General features: G+C 65.5%; 19 protein-coding genes. 5 read left to right on the top strand and 14 right to left on the bottom strand.

Going from position 1 to position 20,958, the window contains the following annotated elements:
• Positions 1–67 precede the first annotated feature (67 nt).
• From AC3FJ6_RS00420 to AC3FJ6_RS00435, 4 genes are all read left to right on the top strand, one after another.
• Positions 68–583, top strand: a complete 516-nt coding sequence (locus AC3FJ6_RS00420) for a MarR family winged helix-turn-helix transcriptional regulator (protein WP_488770307.1) — start codon at positions 68–70, stop codon at positions 581–583.
• Between the two features lie 86 nt (positions 584–669).
• Positions 670–2,196 carry an AdeC/AdeK/OprM family multidrug efflux complex outer membrane factor gene (locus AC3FJ6_RS00425; RefSeq protein ID WP_488770308.1) on the top strand — a complete coding sequence of 509 codons (1,527 nt, stop codon included), beginning with the start codon at positions 670–672 and terminating at the stop codon, positions 2,194–2,196.
• Between the two features lie 70 nt (positions 2,197–2,266).
• Positions 2,267–3,514: an HlyD/EmrA/EmrK family protein gene (locus tag AC3FJ6_RS00430; RefSeq protein WP_153945215.1), complete on the top strand. Its 1,248-nt coding sequence runs from the start codon at positions 2,267–2,269 to the stop codon at positions 3,512–3,514.
• Between the two features lie 38 nt (positions 3,515–3,552).
• Positions 3,553–5,160 carry a DHA2 family efflux MFS transporter permease subunit gene (locus tag AC3FJ6_RS00435; protein WP_488770309.1) on the top strand — a complete coding sequence of 536 codons (1,608 nt, stop codon included), beginning with the start codon at positions 3,553–3,555 and terminating at the stop codon, positions 5,158–5,160.
• Positions 5,161–5,268: 108 nt separating this feature from the next.
• Here AC3FJ6_RS00435 and truB read toward each other — a convergent pair whose 3' ends face one another.
• From truB to AC3FJ6_RS00475, 8 genes are all read right to left on the bottom strand, one after another.
• Positions 5,269–6,207: a tRNA pseudouridine(55) synthase TruB gene (gene truB / locus AC3FJ6_RS00440; RefSeq protein ID WP_488770310.1), complete on the bottom strand. Its 939-nt coding sequence runs from the start codon at positions 6,205–6,207 to the stop codon at positions 5,269–5,271.
• 72 nt (positions 6,208–6,279) lie between these two features.
• The gene (gene rbfA / locus AC3FJ6_RS00445) at positions 6,280–6,651 is read right to left on the bottom strand and encodes a 30S ribosome-binding factor RbfA (RefSeq protein ID WP_488770311.1); all 372 of its coding nucleotides are present in this window, start codon (positions 6,649–6,651) and stop codon (positions 6,280–6,282) included.
• A gap of 68 nt (positions 6,652–6,719) precedes the next feature.
• Positions 6,720–9,656 (bottom strand): translation initiation factor IF-2, encoded by a 2,937-nt coding sequence (infB, locus tag AC3FJ6_RS00450; RefSeq protein WP_488770312.1) that lies wholly within the window; start codon positions 9,654–9,656, stop codon positions 6,720–6,722.
• Between the two features lie 84 nt (positions 9,657–9,740).
• Positions 9,741–11,216, bottom strand: a complete 1,476-nt coding sequence (gene nusA / locus AC3FJ6_RS00455; RefSeq protein ID WP_153945219.1) for a transcription termination factor NusA — start codon at positions 11,214–11,216, stop codon at positions 9,741–9,743.
• Positions 11,213–11,701, bottom strand: a complete 489-nt coding sequence (gene rimP / locus AC3FJ6_RS00460; RefSeq protein WP_029051042.1) for a ribosome maturation factor RimP — start codon at positions 11,699–11,701, stop codon at positions 11,213–11,215. The genes nusA and rimP overlap by 4 nt, the downstream gene beginning before the upstream one ends.
• Positions 11,702–12,030: 329 nt before the next feature.
• Positions 12,031–13,947, bottom strand: coding sequence for a 23S rRNA pseudouridine(2605) synthase RluB (gene rluB, locus AC3FJ6_RS00465; RefSeq protein WP_488770313.1), 1,917 nt, complete (start codon positions 13,945–13,947; stop codon positions 12,031–12,033).
• Between the two features lie 28 nt (positions 13,948–13,975).
• Complete coding sequence (gene scpB / locus AC3FJ6_RS00470; protein WP_488770314.1) at positions 13,976–14,896, bottom strand: SMC-Scp complex subunit ScpB; 921 nt, start codon at positions 14,894–14,896, stop codon at positions 13,976–13,978.
• Positions 14,897–15,448: 552 nt separating this feature from the next.
• Positions 15,449–16,216 carry a sulfite exporter TauE/SafE family protein gene (locus AC3FJ6_RS00475; protein WP_488770315.1) on the bottom strand — a complete coding sequence of 256 codons (768 nt, stop codon included), beginning with the start codon at positions 16,214–16,216 and terminating at the stop codon, positions 15,449–15,451.
• Positions 16,217–16,301: 85 nt separating this feature from the next.
• On the opposite strand from AC3FJ6_RS00475, the gene fnr reads away from it, so the two are divergent.
• Positions 16,302–17,027, top strand: coding sequence for a fumarate/nitrate reduction transcriptional regulator Fnr (fnr, locus tag AC3FJ6_RS00480; protein WP_153945224.1), 726 nt, complete (start codon positions 16,302–16,304; stop codon positions 17,025–17,027).
• A gap of 83 nt (positions 17,028–17,110) precedes the next feature.
• On the opposite strand, the gene AC3FJ6_RS00485 is transcribed toward fnr, so the two are convergent.
• The 6 genes from AC3FJ6_RS00485 to ccoO form a co-directional block, all read right to left on the bottom strand.
• Positions 17,111–17,356 carry a hypothetical protein gene (locus AC3FJ6_RS00485; RefSeq protein ID WP_487523691.1) on the bottom strand — a complete coding sequence of 82 codons (246 nt, stop codon included), beginning with the start codon at positions 17,354–17,356 and terminating at the stop codon, positions 17,111–17,113.
• Positions 17,353–17,562, bottom strand: coding sequence for a hypothetical protein (locus AC3FJ6_RS00490; RefSeq protein ID WP_488770316.1), 210 nt, complete (start codon positions 17,560–17,562; stop codon positions 17,353–17,355). The genes AC3FJ6_RS00485 and AC3FJ6_RS00490 overlap by 4 nt, the downstream gene beginning before the upstream one ends.
• Positions 17,563–17,609: 47 nt before the next feature.
• Positions 17,610–19,100 (bottom strand): cytochrome c oxidase accessory protein CcoG, encoded by a 1,491-nt coding sequence (ccoG, locus tag AC3FJ6_RS00495; RefSeq protein WP_487523690.1) that lies wholly within the window; start codon positions 19,098–19,100, stop codon positions 17,610–17,612.
• 61 nt (positions 19,101–19,161) lie between these two features.
• Positions 19,162–20,088, bottom strand: a complete 927-nt coding sequence (gene ccoP / locus AC3FJ6_RS00500; RefSeq protein WP_153945227.1) for a cytochrome-c oxidase, cbb3-type subunit III — start codon at positions 20,086–20,088, stop codon at positions 19,162–19,164.
• Between the two features lie 5 nt (positions 20,089–20,093).
• Positions 20,094–20,252, bottom strand: a complete 159-nt coding sequence (locus AC3FJ6_RS00505) for a cbb3-type cytochrome oxidase subunit 3 (protein WP_153945228.1) — start codon at positions 20,250–20,252, stop codon at positions 20,094–20,096.
• A 4-nt stretch (positions 20,253–20,256) separates the two neighbouring features.
• The gene (gene ccoO, locus AC3FJ6_RS00510; protein WP_153945229.1) at positions 20,257–20,952 is read right to left on the bottom strand and encodes a cytochrome-c oxidase, cbb3-type subunit II; all 696 of its coding nucleotides are present in this window, start codon (positions 20,950–20,952) and stop codon (positions 20,257–20,259) included.
• Positions 20,953–20,958 lie beyond the last annotated feature (6 nt).

Consider the following 20,958-nt stretch of genomic DNA (forward strand, 5'->3'; position numbering starts at 1 on the left):
TTTCAGTGCTTGAACATCACTTGCGGCATGCTTATATTTGCCCAGGCAAAGATTGCAGCGACAAGAGATGACCTACCCGACACCCCTACCCCCGCCCGAAGACCTGTTCGACCCGGCCGACTATGAAATCGGCAAGAGCGTCGGCTACCTGCTGGGGCGCGCCAAGAACACGCTGTCGCAGGGCGTGGAGCAGGAGGTCAGCAGCCTGGACATGACCCAGGCCCAGGCAAGCTGCCTGATGATGCTGGCCAAGGGCGAGGCCACCACGGTGACCGACCTGGCCCGCAAGCTGAACACCGATGCCGGATCGGTCACGCGCCTGCTGAGCCGCATGGAAAAGCGCGGCCTGATCGCGCGCACGCGCCGCGACGACGACCGCCGGGTGGTGGACCTGTCGATCACCCCGGCCGGCAACGCCATGGTCGAAAAGCTCCCGGCCGTCTTCTGCAATGTCATGCGCCGTCATTTCGAGGGCTTCACCCATGACGAGATCGAGGCGCTGCGCGGCATGCTGCTGCGGATCCTCGCCAACCACGGCGGCCCCGACCCGGCGGGCTGTCCCTTCGAGCGCAACACAGGATAGGCGGGCCGCCCCGACACCGAAGAAGAATTCCAATCGTCAGACACGCCATTCCTGAAATCGCCAGACCGCGTCACAGTTCACCGCCTATGACCACCGCTCATTCTCTTTCCCACCGTGCCAGCCGCGCGGGCCAGCTTCGCCGCACGGGCACGCTCGCGCTGACCGTGCTGGCCGCTGCCGTGCTGGCCGGTTGCGCCGCGCTGGGCAATTCGCACAGCACGCAGACCATGACCGACGCCGGCACGCTGGCATCGCCGCAGACCTTCGCCAGCGAACACGGCCAGTGGCCGTCGCAGGACTGGGTCGATCAGTTCCACGATCCGCAACTGCGTGCGCTGGTGGACGAAGCCATCCAGGGCAATCCGAACCTGCAGGTGGCCTTTGGCCGCCTGGAAGCCTCGCGCGCGATGGCCGATGCCACGCGTTCGGCGCTCTACCCCGGCGTGGACTTTGAAGGCAGCCTGGTGCGCCAGCGTTTCTCGGAGACCGACCTGTTTACGGGCACGCCGCTGGCCGGGTCATGGCAGAACCAGTCGCGCCTGCAGCTGGGCCTGTCGTGGGACCTCGATTTCTGGGGCAAGAACCGCGATGCGCTGGAAGCCGCGCTGTCCGATGACCGTGCGATGGAAGCCGAGACCCAGGCCGCACGGCTGATGCTGACCACATCGGTGGCCCGCGGCTACAACCGCCTGGCCGCGCTGTACGCGCAGCGCGACGTGGCCGAACGCGCCATCGCCCAGCGCCGCGACCTGACCGACCTGTCGCGCCAGCGCCTGGCCGCCGGCCTCGACACCCAGGTGGAAACCACCCAGGCGCGCGGCACCGTGGCCGCCGCCCAGACCGACCTGCAACGCGTTGACGAGGAAATCGCGCTGGCGCGCAACCAGATCGCCGCGCTGCTGGGCAAGGGGCCCGACCGCGGTCTGCAGATCACGCGGCCCACGCTGCTGGCCAACGCCACGCCGCAACTGCCCGACGACCTGACCATCGGCCTGATTGGCCGCCGCCCGGACATCGTGGCCGCGCGCTGGCGCGTGGAGGCTTCGTCCAAGGACATCACCGTGGCGAAGAAGGAATTCCTGCCCGATGTGAAGCTGACCGCCTTTGCCGGGGTGGCCTCGCTCGATCCGTCGAACCTGCTGATGAGCATGAGCCGCACGTTCGGCGTGGGGCCGTCGGTCACGCTGCCGATCTTCCAGGGCGGCCGCCTGCGCGCCAACCTCAAGGGCAAGTACGCGCAGTACGACATCGCGGCGGCCAGCTACAACCAGACGCTGGTCGACGCGCTGCGCGAGACCGCCGATACCGTGACCAGCATCCGCAGCGTGGACCAGCAGATCGAGACGCAGCGCGAGGCGCTGAACCTGGCCGAACATGCCTACGCACTGTCCACCACGCGCTACAAGGCCGGCCTGGGCACGCAGCTGACGGTGCTCAACGCCGAAAGCAACGTATTGCAACAGCGCCGGCTCGCCACCGATCTGCAGGCGCGCCGGCTGGACCTGCAGATGAGCCTGATGAAGGCGCTTGGCGGTGGCTACCAGGAAGCCGAGGGCGCCAGTCACGGCGCATCCGGCAAGCCTGCAAGCGCGGCCCCGGGCACGCAGGGTTGAGGGCAGCGCCTGACGGAAACGGCTGAAACCAGACAAGACGACACATCGCAGAGATTCGAGAGATCCCATCATGAGCACCAACCAGCAAGCAGCCCCCGCGGGCGACAACAACGGCAAGCGCAAGCGCCTGCTCGTTTCCCTGACCGCCGCGGTCGTGGTGGCCGGCATCGGCTATGGCCTGTACTGGGGCCTTTACGCCCGCCATTTCGAGAACACCGACGACGCCTACGTCGCCGGCAACGTCGTGCAGGTCACGCCGCTGGTGGGCGGCACCGTGGTGTCGATTGCCGCCGACGATACGCAGCTGGTGACCGCCGGCCAGCCGCTGATCCAGCTCGATCGCGCCGACACCCAGGTGGCGATGGAGCAGGCCGAAGCCCAGCTGGCCCAGGCCGTGCGCGAGGTGCGCACGCTGTACGTCAACAATGGTTCGCTGTCCGCACAGGTGGCGTTGCGCGAAGCCGATGTGGCCAAGGCGCGCGATGACCTGCGCCGCCGCCAGGCCATTGCCGGTTCGGGCGCGGTGTCGAGCGAGGAAATCGCCCACGCCCAGACCGCGCTGAAGGCGGCCGAGTCGGCGCTGGTTGCCGCCCGCGAGCAACTGGCCTCGAACCAGGTACTGACCGACCAGACCACGGTGGAAAAGCACCCGAACGTGCAGCGCGCCGCCGCCAACCTGCGCTCGGCCTATCTGGCGTTCGCGCGCTCGACGATGCCGGCGCCCGTGACGGGCTACGTGGCCAAGCGTTCGGTGCAGGTGGGCCAGCGCGTGGCGGCCGGCACGCCGCTCATGGCCGTGGTGCCGCTGGATCAGGTCTGGGTCGACGCCAACTTCAAGGAAGTGCAGATCACGCATATGCGGATCGGCCAGCCGGTGGAACTGGAAGCCGACGTCTACGGATCGAAGGTCAAGTACACGGGTCATGTGGAAGGCTTTTCGGCCGGCACCGGCGCCGCGTTCTCGCTGCTGCCGGCGCAGAACGCCACCGGGAACTGGATCAAGGTGGTGCAGCGCCTGCCGGTGCGGATCGCGCTGGACGCGCAGCAACTGAAGGACCACCCGCTGCGCGTGGGCCTGTCGATGAACGTCACGGTCGACGTGCGCAAGGAAGAAGGCGCGTCGCTGGTCAGCGCCAAGTCCGCCAGGCCCCTGCAGACCGATGTGTACGACAAGGTGGCGCAGGACGCCGACGCGCTGATCGCCCGCATCATCGCGGTCAACAACGGCGGCCGCCCGCCGGCGCCGGGCGCGGCGGGTGCCGCAAGCGCGGCCAGCGCGGCCGCGGCGCGTGCGGCGGCCAAGCCCGCCCGTACCTGAATCGATCCGATCCGACCTGTTTGACTGGCTGACTGCCCATGGCAAATTCCACCACCGCGACGCCGGACAGCGGCGCGGCACCGGCCCCGAAGCCGGCGCCCGCCCGCCCCGCCGCGCATCCGCCGCTGACCGGCGGCAAGCTGATTCTGGGCACCATCGCGCTGTCGCTGGCCACGTTCATGAACGTGCTCGATTCGTCGATCGCCAACGTGTCGATCCCGGCCATCTCGGGCGACCTTGGCGTGTCGCCGAACCAGGGCACCTGGGTCATCACGTCTTTCGCGGTCGCCAACGCAATCTCGGTGCCGCTCACCGGCTGGCTGACCACGCGCTTTGGCGCGGTGCGGCTGTTCGTGCTGTCGATCCTGCTGTTCGTGGTGTCGTCGTGGCTGTGCGGCGTGGCGCCGAACCTCGAAACGCTGCTGGCCGCCCGCGTGCTGCAGGGCGCCGTGGCCGGCCCGATGATTCCGCTGTCGCAGGCCCTGCTGCTGGCCAGCTATCCACCCGCCAAGAGTTCGATGGCCCTGGCGCTATGGGGCATGACCACGCTGGTCGCGCCCATCATGGGGCCGCTGCTGGGCGGATGGATCTCGGACAACATGACCTGGCCGTGGATCTTCTACATCAATGTGCCGATCGGCATCGTCACCGCCTGGGTCACGTGGTCGATCTACCGCGAGCGAGAAACGCCCACCAAGATGCTGCCGATCGACCGCATCGGCCTGGCGCTGCTGGTGATCTGGGTCGGCTCGATGCAGCTGATGCTGGACAAGGGCAAGGAGCTCGACTGGTTCCATTCGGGCGTAATCGTGGCGCTGGGCGTGACCGCCGTGGTCGGCTTCCTGTTCTTCCTGGCCTGGGAACTCTACGAAAAGCATCCGATCGTCGACATTCACCTGTTCAAGGGCCGCAACTTCGCGGCCGGCGTGGTGGCGATCTCGGTGGCTTACGGCCTGTTCTTCGGCAATCTCGTGATCCTGCCGCTGTGGCTGCAGACCATCGTCGGCTACACCGCCACCGATGCCGGCCTGGTGACCGCGCCGGTGGGTATTTTCGCCATCATCCTGTCGCCGATCATCGGCCGGGTGCTGCCGAAGATCGACGCACGCTGGGTGGCCACCACGGCGTTCATCACGTTCGGGGCGGTGAGCTTCATGCGGGCCGGCTTCACCACGGGCGTGGACACGCGGGCGCTGGTGATCCCCACGCTGATCCAGGGCGCGGCCATGGCGATGTTCTTCATCCCGCTGACGTCGATCATCCTGTCGGGCCAGCCGCCCGAGAAGATTCCGGCAGCCTCGGGCCTGTCGAACTTCGTGCGGATCACGTTCGGTGCCATCGGGGCGTCGATCTCGACCACGGTCTGGGAAAACCGCTCGGCGCTGCATCATGCGCAGCTGGTCGAACAGGTCAACCCGTACAACCCGACATACCAGGCCCAGCTCGATCACCTGATGGCAATGGGCATGTCGAAGATGCAGGCCATCGGGCTGATCGAGCGGAACATCTCGCTGCAGGCGTCGATGCTGGGCGCCAACGACATCTTCTGGATCTCGGGCGTGCTGTTCTTCGCGCTGATCGGCTTTGTCTGGCTGACCAAGCGTGCCAAGGGTGGCGGCGGCGCCGACGCGGCCGGGGCGCACTGACCGGCCGGCTTGCGGCATGTGGCATGCGCCACGCGGCATGAAAAAAGGGCATCGATGCTGGTCGATGCCCTTTTTCTTTGGGATGCTTGCCGTCGGAGCCGGTAAAACTCAGAGTTTTACGAGCCGCTCGGGCCGCAGCGCGCCTTCCTTCATCCGCGCCACGCCCAGCAGTTTGCCTTCGGCATAGACGCGCGCCAGCGTGCCCGCTTCCGGCGCCTGGCCTTCGGGCAGGTCACGGTGCGCGATACGTTGGCCCTGCAGGAAGCGTCCGGCCGACACCGCATCCAGATGAACCGGCGGGCAACGCTGCAGCAGCGCGTCTACCGGCGCGAGCAGCGTCGGACGCACATCGTCCGCCTGTGCGTCGATCTGTTCCAGCGTTACTGCGCCGTCCAGCGTCAGGTCGCCCACGCCCGTGCGCCGCAGCCCGGTCAGATGCGCACCGCAACCGAGCGCCTCGCCGATATCTTCGGCCAGCGTGCGAATGTACGTTCCCTTGCTGCAGGTCACTCGCATCGTAAAACGGCTATTTTTCAGATCGACTTCGAGCAGCGTGATCGCGCGGATGGTCACCTGGCGTGCCGCGCGCTCCACGGTCTGCCCTGCCCTCGCATATTCGTAGAGCGGCTTGCCGTCCCGCTTCAGCGCCGAGTACATCGGTGGCACCTGTTCGATCTCGCCCGTGAAGCCCACGATTGCCGCATCGAGCGCCGCACGGTCGCACGTGACCGGACGTTCGCTGACGATATCGCCCTCCGCATCGCCGGTGGTCGTGGTCGCCCCCAGGCGCACGGCGGCTTCGTAGGTCTTGTCGGCATCGAGCAGATCCTGCGAAAACTTGGTGGCCTCGCCAAAGCACAGCGGCAAGAGGCCCGTGGCCAGCGGATCGAGCGTACCGGTATGGCCGGCCTTGTTCGCGCGCAGCAGACGCTTGGCGCGCACCAGCGCATCGTTGGACGACAGGCCAAGCGGCTTGTCGAGCAGCAGCACGCCATGCACGTCACGGCGCGGCAGCCGGGGCGGACGGTTGGCTTGGGAATCGGTCATTGCGGGGGGAAGAGGTTTGCGGCGCCAGCCCGGAGGCCGGCTCGCGAGAAAACGGCAAAAAACGCCGATGCCTTATTCGTCGTCCTTGGCGCGCGTCGAATTGGCTTCGTTGATCAGCTTCGACATCTCGATGGCATGCTCCACCGACGTATCGTGATGGAAATGCAGCGTCGGGACGGTATGGATGTGCAGGCGCTTGAACAGCAGCGAATGCAGGTAGCCAGCCTTTTCCCGGAGGACGCCGGCCGCCACTTCGGGCTCTGCGCCGAGCACCGTGAAGTAGACCTTGGCGTGCGCGTAGTCGGGCGTCAGCGCCACCGACTGCAGCGTGACCAGCCCCAGGCGCGGATCGCGGAGCTCGCGCTGGATCATCTCGGCCAGTTCCTTCTGGATCTGGTCGGACAGGCGCAAATTACGGGAGGAGATATTGCCTTTCTTGGCCATGCAAAACTTTTTGCTTTACCGATGATGTGAAAACGGCAGGCCGGAGCCTGCCGTCTTTGCGTATCGCCTTACAGCGTACGCGCCACCTCGGTGATTTCGTACACCTCGAGCTGGTCGCCTTCCTGAACATCGTTGAAGTTCTTGATCGACAGACCGCACTCGAAGCCCTGCTTGACTTCCTTGACGTCGTCCTTGAACCGCTTGAGCGAGTCCAGTTCGCCGTCGTGGATCACCACGTTGTTGCGCAGCACACGGACCAGCGACGTACGCTTGACCAGGCCGTCGGTGACCATACAGCCGGCCACGGCGCCAACCTTCGGCACGCGGAAGACCTGGCGGACTTCCACCTGACCGATCGTGGTCTCGCGCTTCTCCGGCGCCAGCATGCCCGACATGGCCGCCTTGATCTCGTCCACAGCATCGTAAATGATGTTGTAGTAGCGGATGTCGATGCCATTGTGCTCGGCCAGCTTGCGCGCACCGGCGTCGGCACGCACGTTGAAGCCGATGATCACCGCCTTCGAAGCGGTGGCCAGGTTGACGTCCGATTCCGAGATGCCACCCACGCCACCGTGCACGATCTGCACGCGCACTTCGGCGGTCGACAGCTTCTGCAGCGACTGCACCAGTGCTTCCTGCGAACCCTGCACGTCGGCCTTCACGATCAGCGGCAGCGTCTGGACTTCGCCCTCGGCCATCTGCTCGAGCATCGTTTCCAGCTTGGCCGCCTGCTGCTTGGCCAGCTTCACGTCGCGGAACTTGCCTTGACGGAACAGGGCGATTTCACGCGCCTTGCGCTCGTCCGGCAGCACCAGCACTTCCTCACCGGCGGCAGGCACTTCCGACAGACCCTGGATTTCCACCGGGATCGACGGGCCGGCTTCCTTGGCCGGCTTGCCGTTTTCGTCCAGCATGGCGCGCACGCGGCCATAGGCACTGCCGGCCAGCACGACATCGCCGCGCTTGAGCGTACCGCTGCTCACCAGGATCGTCGCGATCGGGCCCTTGCCCTTGTCGAGCTGGGCTTCCACCACCAGACCCTTGGCCGGGGCGTCCACCGGGGCGCGCAGTTCCAGCACTTCGGCCTGCAGCAGCACGTTCTCGAGCAGATCCTCGATGCCCTGGCCAGTCTTGGCCGACACCGGCACGAACGGCGAATCGCCGCCGTACTCTTCCGGCACCACCTGTTCCGCCACCAGTTCCTGCTTGACGCGGTCCGGGTTGGCTTCCGGCTTGTCGACCTTGGTGATTGCCACCACGATCGGCACGCCGGCAGCCTTGGCGTGCGCAATCGCTTCCTTGGTCTGCGGCATCACGCCGTCGTCGGCCGCCACCACCAGGATGACGATGTCGGTCGCCTTGGCGCCACGGGCACGCATGGCCGTGAAGGCCTCGTGACCCGGGGTGTCCAGGAACGTGATCACGCCACGGTCGGTTTCGACGTGGTACGCGCCAATGTGCTGCGTAATGCCGCCGGCTTCGCCTGCGGCAACCTTGGTGCGGCGGATGTAATCCAGCAGCGAGGTCTTGCCGTGGTCGACGTGACCCATCACGGTCACCACCGGCGGACGCGGCAGCAGCTCGGCATCGGTCTGCTCTTCGCCTTCCGTCACCAGCAGCAGGGCTTCCGGATCGTCCAGCTTGGCGGCATATGCCTTGTGGCCCATTTCTTCCACCACGATCATGGCGGTTTCCTGGTCCAGCACCTGGTTGATCGTCACCATCTGGCCGAGCTTCATCATCTGCTTGATGACCTCGGATGCCTTGACGGCCATCTTGTGGGCCAGATCGGCCACCGAGACGGTCTCGGGCACGTGCACTTCGCGCACCACCGGCTCGGTCGGCGCCTGGAAGTTGCTGCGGCCATCGTCACCATGCTGCTTGCCGCCACGGCCACGCGGGCCGCTGCGCCAGCCGCCGGTACCGCCCGACGAATCGCCACGGGTCTTCAGGCCACCGCCCTTGCCCTTGCCACGGCTGTCGTCCTGCCAGCTGCCGCCGCCCTTGCCCTTGCCACCCTTCTTGTCAGCGGTGGCAGTGGTCGTCGTGGCGGCCGGCGCGGCGGCGGTCTTCTTCTCGTCCTTCTTGACTTCGGTGCCAGCCGGCTTCACCGGCTTGTGCAGCGTGCCGGTCTGCTCGGCCTTCTTTTCCTCGGCCTTGCGCTCCGACGGCGCCTTCAGCACGCGGGGCGGCGCATTCAGCATCTGCTGGATGGCGCGGGCCTCGGCTTCGGCGGCTTCGCGGCGACGGCGCGCGGCGGCGTCCTGCTCGGCACGTGCCTTGTCGGCCGCAGCCTTGGCGCTGTCCTGCTCGGCGCGGGCCTTGTCGGCGGCAGCCTTGGCGTCGTCGGCGTTCTTCTGCGCCTGGGCGCGTTCGGTGGCCAGACGTGCCTTGTCTTCTTCAGCCTTCTTGCGCGCGGTTTCCTCGGCGGCGTCGGAGGCTGCCTGGGCGGCAGCGGCTTCCTCGGCAGCCTTCTGGGCCAGCAGTTCAGCCTGGCGGCGCTGTTCGGCCTCCAGGGCTTCCTGCCTGGCGCGGCGGTCGGCTTCCTCGCGCTCGGCGGCCTCGCGGGCCGCCTGGGCTTCGGCTTCCTGGCGTGCCAGGGCCTCGGCCTGCTCGCGGCGCTGTTCCTCGTCGCGACGGGCCAGCTCGGCAGCCGCCTCGGCTGCGTGGGCGTCGGCACCGTCGTCGTGCGATTCGACGTCGTCGCGCTTGATCAGCACGCGCTTCTTGCGCACCTCGACCTGCACGGTGCGGGTCTTGCCGGTGGAGTCGGATTGACGGATTTCGGACGTTTCGCGCTTGGTCAACGTGATTTTCTTGCGTGCGCTGTCATCGGCCTGACCGTGCGACCGCTTCAGGTAATCCAGCAGCCGGGTCTTGTCCGATTCGGTAATGATGTCTTCAGGCGTCGCCTTGCCCACCCCAGCTGCCTGCAATTGTTCCAGCAGTGCAGCAGGGCTGCGGCTCAGTTCTGCGGCCAGTTGGGCAACTGTTGTGCTTGCCATTCAAACCCTTTCAATGCTCGGTTTCTACGTCGGGACAATTCGTGTGCGGAAAGCGCGTCCGGGCGTTGAACCCGGACGTGTCCCTCAGTTAAACCAATGTTCCCGTGCTTTCATGATCAGCGCCTTGGCTTCATCCTCGCCAACGCCGGCCATCTCGACCAGCTCGTCCACGGCCAGTTCGGCCAGGTCGTCACGCGTATGGATGTTGCCTTCGGCCAGTTTGCCGATCAGCTCGGGGGTCAGGCCGTCGAGCGAACGCAGATCCTGCGACACCTCTTCCACCTTTTCTTCCCGGGCCAGTTCCATCGTCAGCAGCGCATCGCGGGCGCGGTTGCGCAGCTCGTTGACGGTGTCTTCGTCGAAGGCCTCGATTTCCATCATTTCGCTGATGGGCACGTAGGCCACTTCTTCCAGCGTGGAGAAGCCTTCCTCGATCAGGATGTCCGCCACTTCCTCGTCCACGTCCAGCTTGGCCATGAACAGCTTGCGCACCACTTCGCTTTCCTCGGCCTGCTTCTGCGCCGATTCTTCCTGCGTCATGATGTTGATCTGCCAGCCGGTCAGCTCCGACGCCAGGCGTACGTTCTGACCGCTGCGGCCGATGGAGACGGCGAGGTTTTCCTCGTCGACCACCACATCCATGCTGTGCTTCTCTTCGTCGACCACGATCGACTGCACCTGTGCCGGCGCCAGCGCGCCGATCACGAACTGCGCCGGGTCTTCAGACCACAGTACGATGTCCACGGCCTCGCCGCCAATCTCGTTACGCACCGCCGTGACGCGCGTGCCACGCACGCCCACGCAGGTGCCGATCGGATCGATGCGCTTGTCGTGCGCCACCACGGCGATCTTGGCGCGCACGCCCGGGTCGCGGGCCGCCGCCTTGATTTCCAGCAGGCCCTGTTCCATTTCAGGCACTTCGTTCTCGAAGAGCTTGATCAGGAACTCGGGCGCGGTGCGCGACAGCTCGATCTGCGGGCCACGCGCGGCGCGGTCCACGTTCAGGATGTACGCACGCACACGGTCGCCGGTGCGCAGGTTTTCCTTCGGAATGATCTGGTCGCGGGCCAGCAGCGCTTCCACGCGGCCGGATTCGACGATCAGACCCTTCTTGTCGGCGCGCTTGACCGTGCCGGTCATGATCTTTTCGCCGCGATCCAGGTAGTCGTTCAGGATCTGCTCGCGCTCGGCGTCGCGGATACGCTGCAGAATCACCTGCTTGGCGGCCTGCGCGCCGATACGGCCAAACTCCACCGACTCGATCTGCTCTTCGATGAAATCGTCCAGCTGGATGTCGGCGTTCTGGTCGCGGGCTTCGAACAGCAGGATCTGCTTGTCCGGTTCCTGCAGACCCTGTTCGTCGGGGACGACAAGCCAGCGGCGGAACGTTTCGTGCTCACCGGATTCACGGTCGATATGCACGCGGATATCCACGTCTTCCTCGAAACGCTTCTTGGTGGCCGAGGCCAGCGCGGCCTCCAGTGCACCAAAGACCACATCCTTGTCAACGTTCTTCTCGCGCGCTAGCGCATCGACGAGCAACAGAACTTCGCGGCTCATTGCTTGTTCCCTTTTCTTTGATTTCCCTTGAAGTCGATCACAGGCACCAGACGGGCCTTGTCGACATCGGATATGGCGAATTCCAGCAGTGCAGCGCCGTCCTTGCCCTCGAATTCCAGGCCGATCTTCTCGGCCCCGGCCTCGCCTGCGGGTTCGCGCAGGATGCCGACGAAGTTCTTCTGGCCGTTGACCGGCAGGCGCAGCGTGACCCTGGCTTCCTCACCGGCGAAGCGGACAAAATCGGCCAGCTTCTTGAGCGGACGGTCCAGGCCCGGCGACGACACTTCGAGGCGCTCGTAGTCGACGTTCTCGACCATCAGCACGTGCGTGAGCTGGCGGCTGACTTTCTCGCAATCCTCAATGACGATGCCGGTTTCAGGCTGATCGATATAGACACGCAGAAGTCCGGCCGGGGCACGCTCAAGCTCAACCAACTCGTAGCCCATGCCGTTAAGGGTGGTTTCGATCAAATCTGCCAGATGCACTGTATTCCCGAGTAGTGGCTTTCAATACCTTGGCAGACACCGGACAACACAACGTTCTGAAATCGAGGTTCCGAAACGGCCTGTAAGCCCTGCCTGCCCATCATCCCCACCAAACCAGCGCGTCATGTGACGCAATCCAGCCGCAAGCACAAACGGGCGAACCAAAAAAAAATGGGCGCAATGCCCATCATTCGCCCATCCTCGCCGAGGATGATACTTTTGAATAGACTTGGATTATACGCGGATTATGACTAAAAGGCAAAAGCCTGCTGGGATCCGCGCCGGAACGCGGCCGATCCCGGACTTTTCCGGCATCGGCCCCTTCCGAATCAGCGTTGACCGCTCCGGCCACCGCCGCGCGGCCGGCGATTGCCGCCGCCACCACCGCCGCCGCCCTTGGCGGCCTTCGGCATCACATTGCCGTTGACGTCACCGCCGCCCCGGCGCTGGCGGTTTCCGCCTGCGTTTCCCGCATTTCCGGCGTTGCCGCCCATGCCGCCGCGTCCGCCACGCCCGCCGCCAGCACCCTTGCCGCCCGCGGCGCCACGCATGCCGCCCGTGCCGCCCGTGCCGCCCGTACCGCGCAGGGCGCCGGCGCCACCCAGGCCGCCACTGAACTTCGTCGTGTGCGACGTCAGCGGTGCCGGCCCCGACGGGATGTAGCCCATCGAGGTCTGCATCGGATCAGGCTGGCCCCGCCCGGCGTTGCCGCCGCCGCGGTTGCCGCCTGCCTTTTCAAAGCGCGGCAGGCCGTCCATGCCCGTGTGCATTGGCATGCCCGCAATGGCGGCTTCGGTACGCGCCTTGCGGCCGCCCACCTTTGTCACGCCACCCTTGCCACCGCCCTGCTCGGCCTTGGCCGGCGCCTTCAGGCCGATGTTGGCCATCAGGTTGCGCACGTCCGTGGCTTCCAGCTCCTGCCAGCGGCCGCGCTTGAGACCACGCGGCAGCAGGAACTGGCCGTAGCGGGTGCGGATCAGGCGCGACACGGTCAGGCCGACGGCTTCGAACATCCGGCGCACTTCGCGGTTCCGGCCTTCGGTCAGCGCCACGTGATACCACTGGTTCACACCCTCGCCACCGCCGTCGGCGATGCGCAGGAAGTTGGCCTCGCCGTCGTCGAGCTGAATGCCATGCAACAGCGCCTGGCGATCGGCTTCCGCCAGTTCGCCCAGCGTCCGCACCGCGTATTCGCGCTCCACGCCGTAGCGCGGATGCATGAAGCGGTTGGCGATATCGCCGGACGTGGTAAAGATCAGCAGGCCTTCGGTGTTGAAGTCCAGGCGGCCCACCGCCACCCACTTGCCGTTCTTGATGCGCGGCAGGCTGTCGAATACGGTCGGACGGCCTTCCGGGTCCGACTGGCTGACGATCTCGCCGGACGGCTTGTGATACAGCAGCACACGCGGCGGCTTGGTCGTTACCTTGCGATGAATCAGCTTGCCGTTCACGCGGACCTGGTCGGCCGGCAGGATGCGCTGGCCGATATGCGCGGGCAGACCGTTGACGGACACCCGGCCCTGCAGGATCAGCTCTTCCATCTCGCGGCGCGAGCCCAGGCCGCCTTCGGCCAGCACCTTGTGCAGCTTCGGCGCATCGTCATCCGACGTCAGTTCGCGCACCGGCTTGGCCTTGGTGCGCGGCACGACGGTATCTTCCTCGTCGAACTGCTCGGAGATCACGAAGCGGAACACGTCCTCGGCACCGGCGGCAGCCTTGGCGCCACCGGTCTTGCCGGCCGGCTTCGCCGACTTGTCGCCCTGACGCTGTTCGCCACGGGCGCCCTGCTTGCCGGCACCCCCCTGATTCTTGCGCTGGCCATTGCGATTGCGCTTGCCGGCCTGTTCGGCCGCCGGCTTGTTGTCGCCGTCGACCAGTGCGGCCTTGCGCTGCGGCTGCTGGCGGCGCTTGCGCTGACCAGGCTGGGCCTGTGCCTCGCCACCGTCTGCCTGCCGCGCCTCTGGCGCACCGGCATCGGCGGCAGGCGCCGGCTTGCGGCGACCACGGCTACGCGGCGCGGCGGGCTGGGCGGTTTCGCCCCCCTCGGCCGGTGCCGGCGCGTCGCCATCGGCGCGACCCGCGTCCCGATCCTGCGCGGCCTGGCGGCGCGAAGCCACCAGATTGCGCAAACCGCGGCGGAGCCCCTTGCGGCGCGGCGCGCCGTCGGCGTCATTTCCCGTATCGGGGGCGCCGGTGTCACCCGGCACGTCCGGCTGGCGGACGTCTTGCTCAGCGGAATCAGACAAAGTATTCACTATCGATGTTGCATGTTGTTCAGTTGGACACACGCTCGTCGTCGTCCTCGGTCGAGAACGGCATATCGCCATTCCGGTCCGCAGGGTCGGCGGGCGCCGCTTCGGGCGCCCCGGTGTCCATGTGGAAGCCGTTGGCATGAGCCACCGGCGCGTCTTCCTGCCCGTCGTCTTCAGGCATCCGGGCGGCGCTGATATCGTCTTCGGAGGCATCGCCGTCGGCGACTTCCTCGCTGGGGGCGGCAGGCCCCGCTTCGTGTTGCTGTCCCGCCTCGACAGGCCCGGCGCCCACCTCCGGCCCGGCGGCCTCGACGGTCAACGCGGCTGCCGGTTCGGCAAACGCTTCCTCGTCGCCGGCAGGCGGGTTAGCCGTGGCGATTTCTTCAAAATCGATGGCCTGCTGCTCCAGGAGCGCCGCTTGCGCCTGCGCCTGGGCATCCTCCAGCGGGGGCAGTTCGTCCAGCGAACGCAGGCCAAGGTCATCCAGGAACGCCTTGGTCGTCGCGTACAAGGCGGGACGACCGGGCACGTCGCGATGGCCGATGACTTCGATCCAGCTGCGATCCTCGAGTTTCTTGATCACGTCCGTGCTGACCGTCACGCCCCGGATTTCCTCGATATCGCCACGGGTGACAGGCTGGCGATACGCGATGATCGCCAGGGTCTCCATGACCGCACGCGAGTACTTGGGGGGCTTTTCCGGATTCAGCCGGTCGAGAAATTCCCGCATCTCGGGGCGGCTCTGGAAGCGCCAGCCGCTGGCCAGCGCCACGAGTTCGACCCCGCGCGGCTGCCAGTCCTGCCGCAGTTCCTCGAGCAGCACTCGGATCGTGTCGGCACCGACGTCGTCGGCAAACAACCGTCGCAGATCGCCAACGCGCAGCGGCTCCTGCGCACAGATCAGCGCGGTCTCGAGGACGATCTTCGCCTCTTGGGTATTCATGTGATTGCGTGCAGCCTGTCTTTGCACCTGCCCCCGGACGAATCCCGGAGCACTGGAGATTGCAGATACAGCGAGGCCGAAGCCGCCGCCATTTCATCGCGCAGCCAGCTCGCCTGCCTAATGCAGCGCAGCCGTGCGCACCTCGTTCTTTTGCATCGAAATGCCGGGTCGATCCGGCAGGAGATCGTCCGGCGCTGGCCAGTTTCACCAGTCAACGGACCTCTTGCGTCGCGCCTTCTCCCTTCGGGGCGGACATTCGCCAGGGCCACCAGATGGCCAAGACGGCAAGAAACAAAACGGTATCGGCTCAGGCAACCCTGCCCTGACCGGCGCCATTTCCCAACCGCAGCCGGTCTTTTAACCAGATCTTTTGAACCGGATGGACTGTTGAGACGTTCTCGGCGCACCGGAGTGGCCAAAAACCCTGGGCACGCTCCCCAGATCAGGAATGCGGCCCCAGCGGCGCCCCGAGCAATGGTGCGGCGCGATACCGTGGTTCCGTCGATTGTATGGCATTCCCGGCCCCGCCCGCAACCCGCCCTTGTGGCCGATTCAGAACACCACGCAAAAGCCGTGTTGGGCCAGCGTGTCCGGGAGCCAGATCGACCGGGCCACGCCGAGCACGCCGAAGCCGATCACCAGCAGCCCCGACGCGACCCGCACCACAGGTTTGCGCGAGAGTTGCCGCAGGTACCCCGACAGCCCGGAGATCACCAGCAGGTTGGGCAGCGTGCCGAGCCCGAACGCGCCCATCACCAGCGCGCCCGACACCGCGTTGCCTGCCAGCAGTGCCAGCGCCAATGCGCCATAGATCATTCCGCAAGGCACCAGCCCCCAGGCCAGACCCATACCGTATCGGCGCAACAGCGGCGTTGCGCGACGCTCGCCACGTAGCCGCACCGGCAGTCGGGCGGTCATGGCCCGCGCACGCTGCACCACGTGCACGGCGGCCAGAGAGGCGAGCCGCTCGATCCAGTCGGAACGCATCACGCGTCCACGCAACAGCCACACACCGGTGAGTACCAGCATCATGCTGCCCCCGGCATAAAGCCATCGCTGCAATGGCAGATACTCCTGCCGCCACGCCGTCGCACCGACAGCACCCATCACCGCACCCAGCAGCATGTATGTCGTGATGCGGCCTGCATGCATGATGCACAGCGCAGTCCACCACTGACGAGCGGTACGGTGTATGACAATTGCCACATCGCGGTGCTGTTTCTGCTCCGCGGCAATAGCAATTCCTCCACACATGGCCGCGCAATGCATGCCACCGAGCAATGCCATCAGAAAAACGCTTAAAAGCACACCAAAAGGCAACTGTTCCTCGCTTCTGCGTCACATGACGCTGTAAAATGCCTGCATCGCGCCCTCGCTGCAAGCGCATTCATAACGAGCACTTCAATTGTTGACTTCCATTCCCGTCACCGAGATGTCGCCCCGTTGCTCAACGTGTGCCATGGGCCAGCTTTGCCTGCCCGTGGGCATGTCGCAACAAGACCTGGCGAAGATGGACACGCTCGTGCAGGAACGCGTGCGTGTTCACAAGGGCGAAACGCTTTACCGCATGGGCGAACCGCTCAATGCGGTCTACGCCATTCGCTTTGGCACACTGAAGACGCACGTCACGATGGAAGACGGGCGCACACAGATCACGGGCTTCCATCTGCCCGGTGAAGTCATCGGCCTCGATGGCCTCAGCGAGATGCAGCACGCCTCCGACGCCACCGCGCTGGAAGACGCCGAAGTCTGCGTCGTACGCTACGACGACCTGCAATCGCTGTCGAGCATCCTTCCCTCGCTGCAAGGCCAGTTCCTGCGCCTGATGAGCAAGGAAATCTCGCAGGACCAGGTCATGCTGATCACGCTCGGATCGATGCGCGCCGAAGAACGTTTGGCTGCGTTTCTCGTCAACATGTCCGAGCGTCTGTCGGCGCGCGGTTATTCGTCCACCGAGTTCGTGCTGCGCATGAGCCGCGAGGAAATCGGCAGCTACCTGGGCCTGAAACTCGAGACCGTCAGCCGCCTGTTCTCGCGCTTTGCCGAAGCAGGCCTGATCCAGATTCGTCAGCGACATGTGAAGCTCGTCGATATGGCAGGCATCAAGCAGGTGTACAGCCGGTCCTGCTGAAAGCCAGGGCCACGCATCACGACAAAGGCCGCGCCGGAGCCATCCAGCGCGTCCTTTCTGTTTGCAGCGCCTGTTCTGCATTGCTATTCGAGTTCATCGGTGTCGCTGAGCTTCACCGGCATCGTGTACAGCGTGAGCCCGCTGGACAACGCGCAGAACAACCACGCGACCAGGAAGCCAACGGTGTAGATCGCCTGCCGGGAAGCTTCTACCGGTTGTCCGAAGAAGCTGAGGTCTCCGGGATCCACCACCGAGAACACCACCGCCGTGGCCGCACCGCCCATCAGAAACGCCGGCCATAGCACCCACATCAGCCAGCGCAGTCTCATGGGCGCCTCGCAGCGGGTTCAGCGCGATCGGCACCGGCCTTCTCGACCACTAGTCCGTGGCGCGTGGCATCGTTCACCGGCACATCGGCATGGGTGTTTGCCAGCCAGATCGTGATACCGCAAGCGACCATCGCCAGCAGCGGACCACTCATCAAAATCCAGGGCCATGGCTCCCTGTACCAGGGCTTTGCGGGGTGTTGGGTCATTGCGCTCTCCTATTGGCATTCGTCCCGGCTCACCATCCGTGACAGCATCACAGATCGCGAGGCACGATGAAACTCGTGCTTTGCCGGATATCCACTTTCCGATCGGTTTCGGTCTCGGCGGTGACCGTCACCTCGATCTTGTGCGTACCCTGCTTCGCATCGTCGATCGGCACACGAATCCGGATCGGCAGCAGCCGGTTCGACGTGGGCGACAGCGATTCCGCGCCATGGTCGTACTCCACGACCATGCCCTGCAACGCGTCGCTCTGCGCCTGCACGTGAAACTTCATCGGCGCCTCGGTGGCGTTGATCAGTTGCAGCCGGTACACGTTTTCGATCCAGCGCCCTTCCACTTCGCGCCCGAGCGCGCCACGATCGCGAATGATGTCGACCTTGAGCGGCGCGCGCATGGCCAGCGATGTGACGAAGCCTGCCGTCAAGGCGAGCCAGATCGCCGTGTAGACAATCGTGCGCGGACGCATCAGCCGCTTGCGGGCGTCCGATGCCGACAGCTTCTTGCGCATCGCGTTTTCCGATGTGTACCGGATCAACCCGCGCGGATACTCCATCTTGTCCATGACCTGGTCGCAGGCGTCGATGCACGCGCCGCAGCCGATGCACTCGTACTGCAGGCCGTCGCGGATGTCGATCCCGGTCGGACACACCTGTACGCAGATGCTGCAGTTCACGCAGTCGCCCAGGCCAGCCGCGTGGTGGTCCGCCTTGCGCGACCGGCTGCCGCGCGGTTCGCCACGGCCCACGTCATAGGTCACGACGTAGGTGTCGCGGTCCACCATCACGCTCTGGAAGCGCGCGTACGGGCACATGTACTTGCACACCTGCTCGCGCATGAACCCGGCGTTGCCCCACGTGGCAAACGCATAGAACAGCATCCAGAACGCCTGCCACGGACCGAGGGTCCAGTGCAGGACCTCGCCGCCCAGTTCGCGGATCGGTGCGAAATAGCCGATGAACGTAAAGCCCGTCCACAGCGCGATCAGGATCCACAGCGCGTGCTTGGTCGCCTTGAGACGAATCTTGCGCAGGCTCCACGGATCGCCGTCCAGCCGGATGCGGGCGATGCGGTCACCCTCCACCCGGCGCTCGATCCACATGAAGATCTCGGTATAGACGGTCTGTGGGCACGCGTACCCGCAGAACAACCGTCCGGCGATGGCCGTGAACAGGAACAGTGCCAGCGCCGAGATGACCAGCAGCACCGCCAGGTAGATCACGTCCTGCGGCCACAGCACAAGGCCGAAGATGTAGAACTTGCGGGCGCCGAGATCGAACAGGACGGCTTGCCGGTCGTTCCATTGCAGCCACGGCGTGCCGTAGTAGACCAGTTGCGTGAGGATGACCAGCCAGACCCGCCAGCTCGAAAAAGCGCCCGTGACCGAGCGCGGGTAGATTTTGCGCCGGACTTCGTACAGGGCCTCTTCGGTGGCGTCGGCCGCCGGCTTTGGCGGCGGTGCGGGCCGCCAGGCGGCCTCGCTTGATTCGCGTGTAGTGGGGGGAGATTCCAGGGGCGCGCTCATTGTTCAGCCCTCATGCCCCCGGTCCGGATGGCGTGGCCTCCGGACCCCGGGGGACGGTTTGTCATTGCCCTGTGGATGCGGCGTTCGCGTTGCTGTTCGACAGGCCCCAGACGTATGCCGTCAGCATGCGAATCCGTTCGGGCGTCAGGATTTCCTCATGAGCCGGCATATGGCCGTTGTGCCCCTTCAGGATGGCCTCGACGATCACGCCCTCCGAACTGCCATACAGCCACACGTTGTCGGACAGGTTGGGCGCGCCAAGTGCCTGGTTGCCCTTGCCGCTCGCGCCATGGCAGGCCGCGCAGGTGGACTTGAACGTGCTTTCGCCGCGCGACGCCCGGATCGGGTCGTAGGTCAGCCCCGACAGCGACCGCACATACTGCGCCGTATCGCCGGCCAGCTTGGCATCGATCGTGCCGGCAAACGGCGGCATCACGCCGTTGCGGCCCTTCGCGATCGTTTGCTGGATCGTGTCGGGATCACCGCCATACAGCCAGTCGTTGTCGGTCAGGTTCGGGAAGCCGCGGCTGCCGCGCGCGTCCGAGCCATGGCACTGGGCGCAGTAGTTCAGAAACAGGCGCTGGCCGATTTCGCGCGCATCGGGGTCCGCGGCCACCTGCTTGACATCCATCTTCAGGTACTTGGCGTAGATCTCGTGCTGCATCTTCTCGGCCGCTTCCCGATGCGCGGCAAGTTCGCCCTGCGTCGAGAACTTCAGCACGCCGGCGTAGGTGCCCAGGCCCGGATAGAGCACCAGGTATGCCACGCTGAAGACGCAGGCCAGCAGGAACATCCACATCCACCAGCGCGGCAGCGGATGGTTCAGTTCGCGCAGGTCGCCGTCCCAGACGTGACCGGTGTCGTCGGTGGTACTGATGCCCTTCGGCATCTTCCGTTGCGAAAACAGCAGCCATACGCACCAGACAATACCAATGAGCGCGATGGCCGTGATGTAGTAGCCCCAGAAATCGGAAATGAAATCGCTCATGGTTACTAGTTCCGGCTTGGATTGTTATGTTCGTCCGGCAAGGCAAACGGCAGCATCGCCGATTCCTCGTTGGCAGCCTTGCGGCCCGCCGACCACGCCCACCAGCAGATGGCCAGGAACGTCAGCATCGACAGGACGGTGGCAATGGAAGTCACGATCACCATGGCGTTACTCCTTGGCGGGTGCGGCCGTCTCGGCCGCGGGCGCTGCCGCGGCGGGCGCGGGGGCCGTATCCAGACGGACATTGCGACGGTTCAGGCCCAGACCCTGCAGGTACGCGACCATGGCGTCCTCTTCGGTCTTGCCCACCAGCTCTTCCGGTGCGCCAGCGATGTCGGCATCGGTATAGGGCACGCCCAGACGCTGCAGCGCACGCATGCGGGCCTGGACCGAATCGGTCGGCAGCGGCGTCTTTTCGAGCCACGGATACGACGGCATCACCGATTCGGGCACCACGTCGCGCGGATTGCGCAGGTGAATGCGCTGCCAGTCGTCGGAATACCGGCCGCCCACGCGGGCCAGGTCGGGGCCCGTACGCTTCGAACCCCACAGGAACGGGTGGTCATACACCGACTCCCCCGCCGTGGAGAAATGGCCATAACGCTCGGTTTCGGCCTGGAGCGTGCGCACCTGCTGCGAATGGCACCCCACGCAGCCTTCACGGATATAGATGTCACGCCCCATCAGCCGCAACGGCGAATACGGCGTGATGCCCGGATCGGGCTGGGTGGTGGAGTGCTGGAAAAACAGCGGCACGATCTGCACCAGACCGGCAATGCTGACCACGATGATTGTCGCGATGATCAGCCAGCCGACGTTCTTTTCCAGCGTCTCGTGCCTGAAAAATCCTTGATTCTGAGACATTGTTTG

This window comes from Cupriavidus sp. 94F1 (assembly GCF_057798875.1).

Bases quoted from the DNA above. Each gene is read 5' to 3' on its own strand.
- AC3FJ6_RS00485 (WP_487523691.1), bottom strand. From the start codon at position 17,356: ATGAGACTGCGCTGGCTGATGTGGGTGCTATGGCCGGCGTTTCTGATG.
- ccoG (WP_487523690.1), bottom strand. From the start codon at position 19,100: ATGAGCGCGCCCCTGGAATCTCCCCCCACTACACGCGAATCAAGCGAG.
- AC3FJ6_RS00490 (WP_488770316.1), bottom strand. From the start codon at position 17,562: ATGACCCAACACCCCGCAAAGCCCTGGTACAGGGAGCCATGGCCCTGG.
- ccoO (WP_153945229.1), bottom strand. From the start codon at position 20,952: ATGTCTCAGAATCAAGGATTTTTCAGGCACGAGACGCTGGAAAAGAAC.
- ccoP (WP_153945227.1), bottom strand. From the start codon at position 20,088: ATGAGCGATTTCATTTCCGATTTCTGGGGCTACTACATCACGGCCATC.
- AC3FJ6_RS00435 (WP_488770309.1), top strand. From the start codon at position 3,553: ATGGCAAATTCCACCACCGCGACGCCGGACAGCGGCGCGGCACCGGCC.
- truB (WP_488770310.1), bottom strand. From the start codon at position 6,207: ATGACCGATTCCCAAGCCAACCGTCCGCCCCGGCTGCCGCGCCGTGAC.
- scpB (WP_488770314.1), bottom strand. From the start codon at position 14,896: ATGAATACCCAAGAGGCGAAGATCGTCCTCGAGACCGCGCTGATCTGT.
- AC3FJ6_RS00430 (WP_153945215.1), top strand. From the start codon at position 2,267: ATGAGCACCAACCAGCAAGCAGCCCCCGCGGGCGACAACAACGGCAAG.
- rbfA (WP_488770311.1), bottom strand. From the start codon at position 6,651: ATGGCCAAGAAAGGCAATATCTCCTCCCGTAATTTGCGCCTGTCCGAC.
- AC3FJ6_RS00505 (WP_153945228.1), bottom strand. From the start codon at position 20,252: ATGGTGATCGTGACTTCCATTGCCACCGTCCTGTCGATGCTGACGTTC.
- AC3FJ6_RS00425 (WP_488770308.1), top strand. From the start codon at position 670: ATGACCACCGCTCATTCTCTTTCCCACCGTGCCAGCCGCGCGGGCCAG.
- infB (WP_488770312.1), bottom strand. From the start codon at position 9,656: ATGGCAAGCACAACAGTTGCCCAACTGGCCGCAGAACTGAGCCGCAGC.
- nusA (WP_153945219.1), bottom strand. From the start codon at position 11,216: ATGAGCCGCGAAGTTCTGTTGCTCGTCGATGCGCTAGCGCGCGAGAAG.
- AC3FJ6_RS00420 (WP_488770307.1), top strand. From the start codon at position 68: ATGACCTACCCGACACCCCTACCCCCGCCCGAAGACCTGTTCGACCCG.